Origin of the sequence: Microvirga sp. ACRRW, assembly GCF_022346925.1 — a bacterium.
Classification (GTDB): domain Bacteria; phylum Pseudomonadota; class Alphaproteobacteria; order Rhizobiales; family Beijerinckiaceae; genus Microvirga.
Map to the genome: position 1 here is coordinate 108,949 of NZ_JAKRNJ010000008.1, position 12,911 is coordinate 121,859.

Consider the following 12,911-nt stretch of genomic DNA (forward strand, 5'->3'; position numbering starts at 1 on the left):
TTATGAAGTAACAGTCAATGCACCAGAGGCCCCATGCCTGTCTATGATCCGATAACCGATACCTACACATACGAAGCCGGCGAGGACGGAGCATTTAAGCTTTCTGACAGCGGCCACGTTGGAGCCGGCGGCAACGTTATCGGCAACTTCTTCGGCAATAGGATTACCGGCAATGCCGGATATAACTTGCTCGATGGAAGAGGAGGCAACGACTTTCTGGATGGGGCGAGCGGCGTCGACACGCTGAACGGAGGCAGCGGCTCCGACACCTTGATCGGCGGGCTCGGCGCGGACATCCTCATGGGCGGGATCGATGCCGACAGCATGGTCGGCGGCGAGGGCATGGATACCTATTACATCGACAATGTGGGTGATGTGATTGTCGAAGCCGAGAACGAAGGATGGGACAAGGTCTTCTCGGCAATCAGCTACACATTGGGGGACCATCTCGAAAACTTGTCGCTTGTCGCCGGTGCCGGCCACATCAATGCGACCGGCAATGACTACGACAACATCCTTGTCGGCAATGAAGGCAACAACATCCTGGACGGCGGGCGCGGCGATGACGTCTTATGGGGCATGCCGGGTGTCGACACGCTGAAGGGTGGAGAGGGTAACGATACCTATCATCTCGACGAAGATTACCTGGGTGACATCATTGTGGAGGAGGCCAATCAAGGCTCGGACACGATCATCGCGTCCATCACCTTCAGCCTTCAGACTCTCGTGAATGTCGAGAACATCACGCTTCTCGGCACGGACACCATCAATGCGACCGGCAATGCCGCCGTCAACAGGCTCCAGGGAAATGAGGCCAGGAATATCCTCAATGGTCTGTCGGGCGCGGACGTCATGGAAGGGCGCCGTGGCGATGACGTCTACATTGTCGACAATATGGACGACATTGTCATCGAGCACGACGGCGAAGGCTCTGACGAGGTGCTGTCTTCCGTAAGTTTCACTCTGCGTACTCACGTCGAAAAACTTGTCCTGACCGGCAATGATCATATCGCGGGAACCGGCAACCATCTGGACAATGTCATTCTCGGAAATGGCGGAAATAATACTCTTATCGGGGGAGCTGGGGCAGACACACTCAACGGCGGCAACGGTAACGATACCTACTACGTAGACAACGTTGCCGATGTTGTTCTCGATACGTCCGGCAAGGATGCCATCTTCTCGTCGATCAATTTCACTCTTTCAGATGCTATGGAGAACCTCTCTGCAGATGGTTCCGCATCGCTCAGTTTGACCGGGAATGCTTCAAGCAACGAGATTGTCGGTAATCGGGGCAATGATACGCTGGATGGCGGTAGTGGCGCCGATTCCATGACCGGCAGCAGCGGCAACGACGTTTATTACGTCGATGACAAGTCCGACCGAGTGATCGAGACTTCCAGCCGCGACGGCTCCGACCTGGTCTATTCCAGCGTTAGCTACACGCTCAGCAACTATGTGGAGAAGCTCACGGGCATCGGCTCGGGTGCGATCAACCTCTCAGGTAATCGCCTGAGCAACGCCATCGCCGGCAACGCGGCCAAGAACACGATCAAGGGGCAGGCTGGCAACGACGTCCTTAATGGAGGGCTCGGCAACGATGTGCTCTATGGCGGTAAGGGCAAAGACAGTTTCGTGTTCAACACAGCTTTGAACAAGAAAGCGAATGTCGACACGATCAAGGATTTTTCGGTGCGCGACGACACGATCCGCCTGGAGAACGCGATCTTCAAGTCGCTGAAGAAGACGGGCAAGCTCAACAAGGCGTTCTTCAAGATCGGCACCAAGGCCGGGGATAAGAACGACTTCGTGATCTACAACGACAAGACCGGCGCGCTCTCATACGACGCCGACGGTTCGGGCAAAAAGGCCGGCATGATCAAGTTCGCTCAGCTCAAGGCAGGCTTGAGCCTGACCGCCGGCGACTTCATCGTTATCTAAATCCGGCATCCTGCCACAAGAAAAGGCCCGCCGGATGGCGGGCCTTTGCGTAGTGGAGGTTGTCTTAATCCACGAAAACGAAGTGAGAGGCTTTCAGCGCGGCCTTGTTGGCCAAGGTCGTCACGAGTTGGAGGTCGTACTCCGCTCCGGTGCCGTCGGCATCGTAATAGAGCTTGCCGTCATCCGTGTCGTAGAGGAACTGCGACATGGTTGTGGTGGCCTTCGGGTCCGTTCCGACCACGAGGAAGCTCTTCAGATCGAAAACGGGGGTCACGTACTTGTCCTGAACGTAGTCGAAGTACTCAAAGTCCCCAAGGCTAACGAGGAAGTAGTCTTTGCCCGAGAAGTCCGCGATCGTGGTTCTTGCAGAAGGAGAAAGGATAAACTGATCGTCGCCCTTGCCGCCAATGAGGGTTACTTTTCCTGAGCCGCTCAGCTTGTCATCCCCAGCACCGCCATTGAGGGTGATCACGGCGGCAGGATCACCATAAAAATAGCCAGATGCGGAGAGTTTGTCGTTGCCGGCACCGCCATTGACCACGCCGGAACTGCCGCTGGCATAGATGGTATCGTTACCCTTCGAGCCCGTGATGGCGCTTCCGGTATCCATGTCATAGACAGAAAGGTTAACCTTCTCGAATTGCCCGGCCTTGATGCCGGCATAACCGATATCGGCTGCCTTCTGCCCGGTGATCTTCGAGAAGTTGAGCGTATATTTTGCTAGGTCAACCGTGATTGAAGTAATCGAGAGGCTGAGCGTATCCACGCCTTTGCCACCGAGGGCGTAGTCGCCATCGTCGGCATAAATCCTGTCATTGCCGTCACCGCCCAGCAACTTGTCCTTGCCCGGTGCACCTAGTGTGCTGGCGCCGGATTCACGGCCATCGATGGTATCGTCGCCCGCTCCGCCTGACAGGTAGTCAGTGCCGTTCGCCCCGTACAGATTGTCGTCGCCTGCACCGCCGTCCAGCCGGTCGTTGCCGTATCCACCGGAGAGTTCATCGTCGCCCGTGCCGCCGTCCAGACGGTCGTTGCCGAAGCCTCCCGAGAGATAATCATCATTGGCGCCGCCATAGAGCTTGTCGTTGCCCAAGTCGCCGTAAAGGCTATCGTGACCGGCGTCGCCATAGAGGGTATCGTTGCCATCCTCGCCATAGAGAATGTCATTCTGGTCGCCGCCATAGAGCCTGTCGTTGCCGAGGCCGCCGTAAACGACGTCCTTGCCCCGGCCGCCAAGCACCTTATCCGCCCCGATGCCGGAATAGATGGTGTCGTTGCCGTCGCCGCCGGTCAGGTTGTCATTGCCTTCGGCGCTGAAGATATAATCGTCACCGGCTCGGCCGTCGAAAATGTCAGCAAATTTCGAGCCAAAGAAAGTATCGTCCGTGAGGCTCCCCTTAAGGGCCTTCTTCTTTGTCGTGATGCGATAGGTGGTCATGCATTCCTCCAAACCTACGCCGACAATGTCACGTTATTTCGTAATAGACAATTAGTGATTGCGGGACTTGGGCGTCTTGCCGCGTAACGCGCGCCCTCCATTGCCTTGCGCAAAATGGCTCAGGCAGCGATGCGCGGGGATATAATATGCACAGGTCTCTCCGTGGGTTATGTCCGGCCCCTGGCCCCACGACCTCAGGTGAATGAGCAGGGCATGATGATGGAAGCCAAAGCTTTGCCTGGTCAGCTTATGGCTAAGCTAAAGATTCCAGTTGCTTTGCGGGCGGGCTGAAACTAACAACCCATAAACTTTATAACGTTTTGGGGCTGAATTATGGGCATGACCTTAAGTAATGGTCGCGGCGAGGCTTTGACCGGACTGGCAAACGGAACCTTCGTAACTGTCTGGAATGGTGCAGGTAATACTCCGACGGCTCAGTTCTTCAATGCGGATGGAACGAACAAGGGTGGGCCGGTTGTCATCGGCGCCGGTTCCGCTGAGGAGAAGCTCAATTTCAAGGCGGCCAGCCTCAACGACGGCCGCTTCGTGGTGGTCTGGGAGCAGAAGGGCGCCAAGAACGGCGTCTATGCCCGGATCTTCGACGTAGAGGGCAATCCTGCCGGCACTGCATTCAAGATCAATTCCGGCGATGCCGGCCAGACGCTTCCCCAGGTGACGGCTCTCAAGAATGGCGGCTTCACGGTTGCATCCATCAACGAAGGTGCTGCGACGACCGTGACCGTCGATGGGAACGGCGTTCAGAAGAGCCCCGTGGTCCTGAAGACCGGAGCCGTCGATATTGCCGTCACGACTTTGAACAATGGAAACGTCGTCTCGATCATCGGAACCGGTAGCTCGGGAAGCTATGCGGTGTTCGGGGATATTCAGCTGCCCGACGGGTCGGATTATGCATCCGGGGAGTTCATTTCCGCCTTCAACGACACCGACAGACCGGATGCGAGCGTCACCGCCTTGTCGGATGGCGGCTTCCTCTTCATTCACGATGCTGTTCAGAGCGGCCGGGATTCCGTGGATCTCTTCCGCTATACAAGCAACGGCATGGCCGTCGGAACCGGAACGAGCTTTGGGACAGGAGCCGGGCAGAAGGTTGGCTCGCCTGTCGTGAAGGCTTTGCCGAACGGCGGTTTCGTGTTCGCGTACACGATGGAAAACGCCACCAGCAAGTATGTGTATGCCGGGTCGAGCAGTTCCAATTCGACTTTCCTTCTTACCGCATCGCAGGTCGGCGGGGGCGAAGGTGGAAATCAAACATCGCCGCAGATCACCGTGTTGAACGATGGGCGTTACATCATCAGCTGGCTCAACACCTATAATGGCGTGACGACGACGAAAGCGGAGATCTTCGACGAGCGCTCCAGCGGTGCCGATTGGTCCGGCTCGGCGATGAACGAGCAGTATATCGGCACCATCTACAACGACAGGCTCAATGCCGGCGCGGGCAATGACTCCATCGTTGGTGGACAGGGCAACGACGTGCTGAACGGCGGTGCCGGTGCGGATACCATGCAAGGTGGAGCCGACAACGACACCTATTATGTGAGTGAGGCCGGCGATCAGGTCGTGGAGACGGCCAACAACGGCACGGCGGATCATGTGATCACGGACATCACCTATGCGCTGGGAGCTCATGTTGAGCGCCTGAGCGCCGCCTCAGGTTCGTCCGCCATCAACCTGACCGGCAACTCGCTGGCCAACGTGATCAAGGGCAACAACGGCGCCAACAAGATCAACGGCGGCGCCGGCAACGATCAGCTCACGGGCGGCAAGGGCAAGGACACCTTCGTGTTCAACAAGAGCCCGAATTCCAAGACCAACAAGGACAAGATCCTGGACTGGAACTACAAGGACGACACGATCCATCTTGAGAACAAGTACTTCAAGGCGCTGAAGAAGACCGGCTGGCTCAAGAAGGACCAGTTCGTGCTGGGCTCGAAGGCGAAGGACAAGAATGACTTCGTCGGCTACAACAAGACGACAGGCGACCTCTGGTACGACGCGAACGGCAGCAAGTCCGGCGGCCAGGTGGTGTTCGCCAATATCGGCAAGAACAAGAAGATCGCCTATAACGATTTCTTCGTCATCTGATCAACTCAAGAACCATCGAACCATCGGCGAGGGAGCGGGTTACCGCTCCCTTTTTGTTTGCGGAAGCACAAGGCCTTGTATGGAGCGGCCGATCTTGTCGGGGGCTGCCTCCCCATAGGGAGGGGGTGTGCGTTTTGGCACATTGTAACGTGTCGGTCCGGTGCGGAATTCTTGCCGAGTAGCCAAGCTCAGCTAGTTACTTGGCAAATAGAATAACAGAACATTCGCACCGGGGGCCCAAACTAAAGGGCTGACACTATGACTTCGCCAAACGCATGGGGATCGATTTTCTCCGTCAACACCACCACGAAAGCAGATCAGTATCTTCCGAAGATGCATGCCTTGAAGGACGGCTCCTTCGTGGCGATCTGGCAGGATGACAGCCGAGCTGGGGCCGATAAGAGCAGCAGTGCCATTCGAGGCCAGTTGTTCAATGCCGACGGCAGTAAAAAGGGTGGTGAGTTCCTCGTTAATACGATCAATACCAACGGATGGCAGGGGTCACCTGTCGTCACTGTCCTGAACGATGGTCGCTTTGTCGTGGCATGGGAAGATGAATTGACGGGCTTCATCATGGGCCGCGCTTATCAGGCTAATGGTGCAGCCGTCGGCGACGAGTTCAAGATCAGTTCCACGGGCGAAGATCATTATGCCTCAATCACGGCCCGTGCGAATGGCGGCTTTGCCGTTTCCTACCGGGACGAGGACGGCAAGAACCGCATCAAAAACTTCGATGCCAACTTGCAGGCTGGCTCTGAAGCGGTGTTGGGTACCACCTCATCGATTACGAAGATTGTTGGCTTGCAAGGCCACTCCATCCTTTTCTCCGGTGCCACCGGGGACATACGAGGTCTCATCGTGAATGACGATGGCACCGTACCTGCCGGCGGGAAGCCTTTCGTCATTCCGACAACCGGCGAGTACAATTATAGGCCTGTGGCGACAAAGTTGGCGGACGGACGCGTCCTTGTCGCTTGGGCAAGCGATAACTTTACGTCTAGTGGCAATGAGGTCTCTCAGATCAAAGGTCAGATCCTGAACGCCAATGGTACGCTGAGCGGTGGTGAGTTGGTGCTCAGCGCTGCCGATCTGGTGGATTCCGAAGTCGCAGCCGTTACCGCTCTCGCAGATGGCGGCTTCGCAGTGGCCTACATCGACCAGGTTGAGGATCGCAACTCCGCCGATATCCATGTTGCATCCTTCACCAGCAATGGTGTGCGAGTCAGCGATGATATCGTCGAGCGCGCCTATGATCGCGGATATGAGAACATCGAGATCTCTGGCCTCGCGGATGGTCGCGTAGCCGTGTCCTGGACCAACAGTGTTAGCCAGTTCGACGATTTCGGTACGGGCATCCACGGCCAGATCCTGGACCTGCGCCAGAAGGCTGTGACCGTCAACGGCACGGCTGGAGACGACTGGTATTTCGGCTCGCGCTTCAGCGACACGCTCAACGGCAACGGCGGCAATGATGTGCTCAACGGCGCAGGCGGCGCTGACCGCATGGCAGGCGGAGCCGGCAACGATACCTATTATGTCGACCACAAGTCCGACAGGGCGATCGAGACTTCTAGCCGCGACGGCATCGACACGGTCTATGCCAGCCTCAGCCACACTCTGGGCGCTCACGTGGAGAAGCTCATCGGTACCGGCTCGGCCGCAATCGCACTCACCGGCAACAGCCTCGCCAACACGATCACCGGCAATGGCGCCAAGAACACCATCAAGGGTCAATCCGGCAACGATGTGATCAACGGCGGCTATGGCAACGACGTGCTCTATGGCGGCTCCGGCCGGGACAGCTTCGTGTTCGATACGGCCCTGAACAAGGGCGCGAATGTGGACGCGCTCAAGGACTTCAATGTGAAGGACGACACGATCCGCCTGGACAACGCGATCTTCACCAAGCTGACCGCGACTGGCACGCTCAACCGGGCGTTCTTCAAGATCGGCGCGAAGGCTGAGGATCGAAACGACTTCGTCCTCTATAACGACGAGACCGGCGCGCTCTCCTACGATGCCGACGGATCGGGCCGGGGCGCTGCGATCAAGATCGCTCAGCTCAAAGCAGGCTTGGACCTGACAGCTCGCGATTTCATCGTCATCTAAAGCAGGCCCCATTTCAGGCTTGGGAAAGGCAGCTTCGGCTGCCTTTTCTTTTTCAAGGAGGCTTCCTTCTCTTCCGGTCAGGCAAAAGACCTGCCCGGGATTGGCAGCTGCCAGGGCGATGGGTTTTCGGTCAAAGCCAAGGCAAATAAGCTCAGGCCTCTCAGGCGATTGTTGGGGACAGGCCTGTGAAGAACGCCTTCGGGGCGCTTGTCCCGGACGCCTGGGGGCTCCACAACAGCCTCATGTGAACGAGGAGAGGCTCCGATGGCGGGCAGTGTGAACAAGGTGATCTTGGTGGGCAATCTGGGTCGAGACCCGGAGGTGCGGCGCCTGAACAACGGCGAGCCGGTGGTGAACCTGCGGATCGCCACCTCCGAGAGCTGGAAGGACAAGGCCACCGGCGAGCGCAAGGAAAAGACCGAGTGGCACTCGGTGGTGATCTTCAATGAGAACCTGGCGCGGGTGGCCGAGCAGTACCTGAAGAAGGGCTCGAAGGTGTATGTCGAGGGCCAGCTTCAGACGCGCAAGTGGACCGACCAGCAGGGCGTGGAGAAGTACTCGACGGAAGTGGTGCTGCAGCGTTTCCGCGGCGAGCTGACGATCCTGGATGGGCGCCAGGGCGGTTCTTCGTCGGAGTACGGCGACAACGAGGAGGGTGGCGGCCAGATCAGCCGCGGCGGCGATTTCGGTCGCTCCTCCCCCATGGAGCGCAGGCCCGCTCCGAGCTCCGGTGGCGGCGGTGGCGGGTCGCGCTACAACGATCTCGACGACGACATTCCGTTCTAGGATATGAGAAAGGCCGCCCATGCAATCAGGCGGCCTTCCTGACTTTTTCATGGAAGGCCCGGAGCGCATCCGGGCCTTTCGTCGTTCAGAGAATGAAGTCGGCTGCCGAGAGATGGGCCTTCAGCACGCCGTCCAGCTTGATGTAGTGGGTCGTCCCGGACAGGTAGATCACCGTGTATTCGGCCCTCTGGTTCATTTTGAGGCTCTCGAATGAGCCAAAGCGCCAAGCCCGAATGTCGATCTGATCCTCGCCGGGGCGGAAGTACAGGATGGTGTCCTTGCCGGAGGCCGCATCGAACGCGAAGATGTCGCGTCCGCCGCCGCCGTCGAGGGTATCGTTTCCGGTGCCGCCGTTGAGGTAATCGTTGCCGGTGCCGCCGTAGGACGAGTCGCCGATCAGCCTGTCATTGCCGGAGCCGCCGATCAGCGTGTCGTTGCCGTATCCGGCATAAGGGCTCGTGACGTTGGCGTCGCCGTAAAGAATGTCGTTGCCGGAGCTGCCGTTCAGATAATCGTGTCCGCCGGTGCTGGAATTGTCGAGCGTCGCGGCATCGCCGTAAATGGTGTCGCTGCCGGAGTTGCCATGAAGGGTGTCGTTCCCTCCAACGGAGGAGCCGCTCATCGTCAAGGCATCGCCGTAGAGGATGTTGTTGCCGCTCTCGCCATACAGCGTGTCTGCGCCGCCCCTGGCATTGTCCTTCAGGTAATATGCATCGCCATACAAACGATCATTGTGCGACCCGCCATAGAGCTTGTCGGAGCCGCCGACGGCCCACTGCGTCAGCTGATAGCCGTCGCCAAAGATCGTATCGTCGGAGCTGCCTCCTTTCAGCAGGTCATCGCCGCCCGTAGCATAGGAGGAGAGGGCGCGCGCATCGCCGAAAAGCGTGTCGACTCCACTGTCGCCGTTGATCGTATCCGCGCCGCCGCGGGTTTTTCCGCTCATGCCGTAGGCATCGCCATACAGCACATCGTTATGATTTCCACCCGACAGGGTATCCGCGCCGCCAATGGCGTAGTTGGCCATGGAATAGGCATCGCCATAAAGAGTATCGTTGTCATTCTCACCATAGAGGGTGTCCTTGCCCCCGATAGTGTTCGACGTCATGGAATAGGCATCGCCGAAAAGCATGTCGTTGTCGTAGCCGCCATAGATCCTGTCGGCACCGCCCTTGGCGCTGTTGGCCATGGTGCGGGCGTCTCCGAAGAGCTTGTCATAGCCGTACTCGCCATAAATCTTGTCGGCCCCGCCGATAGCGGATGACTTCATCGTGTAGGCGTCGCCGTAAACGGTGTCGCCGTCATAGCCCGCCCAGATCGTGTCGCTTGCGCCCTTCGCCTTTGTGCTCAGGGTTTTTGCGTCGCCGTAGAGGAAATCCGCCCCGTTATAGCCGTAGAGCAGATCCGCAGCGCCCGAGCGCCCGGTCAGCGTGCCGTTTGCGTCACCGTAAAGAGTGTCCGAGGTGCTGGAGCCTTCGAGAAAATTCTTGGCCAGAGTGCCGATTTTTAGCGCCATTGTTCTTGCGTCCTTTTTCTGGGCGTCACCGTAAGGTGGGTATTGTTAAATCTCTGTTATAATATTCCTGTAAATTTGACGCTGCGTCATATGAGCCTAGCTTTTCTAGGCGGGGCGGGCTCTATGTCGGTCAGCGCTCTTTGCGCTTCATTCCTGTTCATCCGGACATGCAAAAAGCCCGCCGTTGAAGGGCGGGCTTTCCTGATCTGGTTCTGATGCCGCGTCGGGCGGATCAGAAGTCGAGGAGGAGGTTGGCACTCGTGAGGTTGAACTTGTTGGTCAAGGTCGCGATGTGCTGAGCGGCCTGTGTTCCCGTGCCATCCGGATCGAAATAGAGGCGGCCATCATCCGTATCGTACAGGAACTGAGACTTGTTCGAAGTCGCCAGCGGATCGGATCCCTTCACGAGGGCATTCGCCTTGTCGAAGCTGAAGCCGTAGTAACTATCCTTGTAGGATCTTGAGACGACGAGAAGATCCTTCGATCCGAAGTCTCCAATGACATCCGGCGATGCGCCTCTCCACAATTGCAGCATGAACTGGTCCGCGCCGGAGCCTCCAAACAACGTATTGCCGTTGCCCGAGATCTTGTCGTCCCCGGCGCCGCCGCTGATCACAATGCCCAATCCTTTAGCACTGCAAGAAAGGATGTCGCTGCCTTTGGTGCCGATGACCGATGTTCCGTCTGTCGCGGTGTTAATATAGACGGTGGCATTCTCGAACTCCCCGGCGCGGATGCCGCGATAGCCGATATCGACCGCGTTCTTGCCGGTGATCTTGGACAAGTTGAGAATGGGATTTGCCGCATCGAGTTCGGTAATGAGGAGGAGCGTGTCGAAACCTTTGCCTCCTAAGCCGATATCGCTGTCTTCCAAGCCGAGTGTGTCGTTGCCGGTCCCGCCATAGAGCGTATCTTTGGAATCGTCAGACCATCCGCCATTGATATAATCGTCGCCGGCTCCGCCGTAGAGCTTGTCGGCTCCATCGTCACCGTAGAGGGTGTCGTTGCCGGCATCACCGGTGAGATAATCGTTATCGTCTCCGCCGGAGAGATAATCATCTCCAATGCCGCCATAAAGGCTGTCCTTGCCCTCGGCGCCATTCAAGTTGTCATTCCCCTCTTGACCCCAGAGGCGATCACTGCCGGTGTTGCCATACAGCCGATCGTTGTCCCATCCGCCGTACAGCCTGTCAGCGCCTTCGTCTCCTCGCAGGTCGTCCCGCCCGCTGCCGCCAATGAGCGTGTCATTGCCGATGGCGCCATTGATGTAGTCGTCGCCCGCGTCTCCCGCCACGACATCATTGCCTTCGTCGCCATAGAGTTCATCGTTTCCATCGCCGCCCCGGAGGGAGTCGTTGTCCATGCCGCCGACCATCGTATCGTTGCCCATATCGCCGTAGAGGCGGTCACGGCCTTCGTCCCCGTAGATCTCATCGTTTCCTGCGCCGCCGCGCAGCACGTCGGAGCCGAGATTGCCGTAAAGGTAGTCGTTGCCGTTGTCGCCGAAGAGCGTGTCGTTGCCCTCGTGACCGGAAAGAACGTCTGCTCCGTCAAGGCCTTTGAGAATGTCATTGCCGCCAAAGCCGTAGAGCCAATCGATGGACTTGCTGCCGGTCAGGACGTTCTTGCGTGAAGTTCCGAGTTTGACTGCCATGGTTTTCCCCTGTGGTTGGCTAACGTTATTCTGTATCTATTTTTCCAGCTTCAAGGGGAGGCCGGGAGTATTTCGCTGCCAACGGAGCGGCGTGTGCGCTAACGCACATGGATGGCCGGGCTCCATTTCCGGCAAAAGGGCAGGGACCCAGCTCCCTTCCTGCCTGAGGGAAGGGTGACAGAGGCGCCCAGGAGCGGTAAGAGGCGGAAACCTTTGAAAAACCCATTGATCGCCATGACCTCGCCCGCTCTCGATACCCTTTTCACCTGGATCCGCACCGAAAGCCCGACCCATGACGTGGCCGGGGTGAACCTGATGATGGATCTCGTCGTCTCTCAGATGGAGGGCGCGCCGGTCGCCATCGAGCGCATTCCGGGAGAGGAGGGGCTGGGCGACGCGCTGATCCTGCGCGCGGGACCCCAGACGGACGAGCCCGCCATCCTGATCATGTCGCATCTCGACACGGTGCACCCGGTCGGGACCATCCAGCACGACCTGCCGCTGCGGATCGAAGGGGATCGGCTCTACGGCCCCGGCGTCTACGACATGAAGGCGAGCGCCTGGTTCACTCTCGAAGCCTTCAAGGAAGTGGCCCGCAAGGGCACGGCGGCGCGGCCGCTGATCTATCTCGTCACGCCCGACGAGGAGATCGGCTCGCCCATGACGCGGCCGATCATCGAGGATCTCGCCCGCCGCTCGGCCTACGTTCTCGTCACCGAGCCGAGCCGCGACGGGGGCCAGATCGTCACCGCGCGAAAGGGTGTCGGACGCTTCGACGTGCATGTGGAAGGCCGCCCGGCTCATGCGGGCTCGCGTCATGCGGAAGGACGCAACGCGGTCTATGAAGCCGCCCGCCAGATCCTCGCCATCGAGGCGATGACGGATTACGCGCGTGGCATCACGACGACGGTTGGTATGGTGTCAGGCGGCACTGCGGTGAACACGATCCCGCAGCATTGCAGCTTCCCCGTCGACCTGCGCGTCGAGACAGTGGCGGACGGCGAGGCGCTGACCAAGGCGATCCTCGGTTTGAAGCCCCACAACCCCGATTTCAAACTCACTGTCACCGGCGGCATGAACCGTCCGCCTTACGAGCGCACGGAAGGCACGTCGAGGCTGTTCGATCACGCGAAGTCGCTGGCTGCCGAGATCGGCTTCGAGCTCGTCTCCGCGCCGCGTGTCGGCGGCGGATCGGACGGCAATTTCACGGCGGCCTTGGGCGTGCCCACCCTCGATGGCCTCGGCATCGACGGCAATGGCGCGCATACGCTGCAGGAATACGGCGTGATCTCCACCATCGCGCCGCGTCAGGAACTCATGAAGCGCCTCATGGAGACGCTGCGCTGATTGCGGTCTCCGAT

Annotated in this window: 8 protein-coding genes; 5 read left to right on the plus strand and 3 right to left on the minus strand. The window is 58.6% G+C overall.

Features of this window, described 5'->3' with window-relative positions:
* Positions 1–33: 33 nt before the first annotated feature.
* Positions 34–1,941: a calcium-binding protein gene (locus MHY87_RS16760; protein ID WP_239353713.1), complete on the plus strand. Its 1,908-nt coding sequence runs from the start codon at positions 34–36 to the stop codon at positions 1,939–1,941.
* Between the two features lie 64 nt (positions 1,942–2,005).
* On the opposite strand, the gene MHY87_RS16765 is transcribed toward MHY87_RS16760, so the two are convergent.
* On the minus strand, positions 2,006–3,379 hold the full coding sequence (locus MHY87_RS16765) for a calcium-binding protein (RefSeq protein ID WP_239353714.1): 1,374 nt from the start codon (positions 3,377–3,379) through the stop codon (positions 2,006–2,008).
* Between the two features lie 339 nt (positions 3,380–3,718).
* Between MHY87_RS16765 and MHY87_RS16770 the strand changes: the two genes are divergently transcribed.
* The 3 genes from MHY87_RS16770 to MHY87_RS16780 all read left to right on the plus strand — a co-directional run bounded on the left by MHY87_RS16770 (position 3,719) and on the right by MHY87_RS16780 (position 8,380).
* Entirely contained in the window at positions 3,719–5,485 is a 1,767-nt protein-coding gene (locus MHY87_RS16770; protein ID WP_239353715.1) for a calcium-binding protein, read from the plus strand.
* Between the two features lie 258 nt (positions 5,486–5,743).
* Positions 5,744–7,594, plus strand: a complete 1,851-nt coding sequence (locus MHY87_RS16775) for a calcium-binding protein (RefSeq protein WP_239353716.1) — start codon at positions 5,744–5,746, stop codon at positions 7,592–7,594.
* 264 nt (positions 7,595–7,858) lie between these two features.
* The gene (locus tag MHY87_RS16780) at positions 7,859–8,380 is read left to right on the plus strand and encodes a single-stranded DNA-binding protein (RefSeq protein WP_239353717.1); all 522 of its coding nucleotides are present in this window, start codon (positions 7,859–7,861) and stop codon (positions 8,378–8,380) included.
* An 85-nt stretch (positions 8,381–8,465) separates the two neighbouring features.
* Here the strand turns inward: MHY87_RS16780 and MHY87_RS16785 are convergent, their stop codons facing one another.
* A complete protein-coding gene (locus MHY87_RS16785; RefSeq protein WP_239353718.1) occupies positions 8,466–9,896 on the minus strand; it encodes a calcium-binding protein in 1,431 nt (476 codons plus the stop codon).
* Between the two features lie 232 nt (positions 9,897–10,128).
* Positions 10,129–11,550, minus strand: coding sequence for a calcium-binding protein (locus MHY87_RS16790; RefSeq protein WP_239353719.1), 1,422 nt, complete (start codon positions 11,548–11,550; stop codon positions 10,129–10,131).
* A 213-nt stretch (positions 11,551–11,763) separates the two neighbouring features.
* Here MHY87_RS16790 and MHY87_RS16795 point away from each other — a divergent pair, with 213 nt between their 5' ends.
* Positions 11,764–12,897 (plus strand): M20 family metallopeptidase, encoded by a 1,134-nt coding sequence (locus tag MHY87_RS16795; RefSeq protein WP_239353720.1) that lies wholly within the window; start codon positions 11,764–11,766, stop codon positions 12,895–12,897.
* The last annotated feature ends 14 nt before the right edge of the window (positions 12,898–12,911 follow it).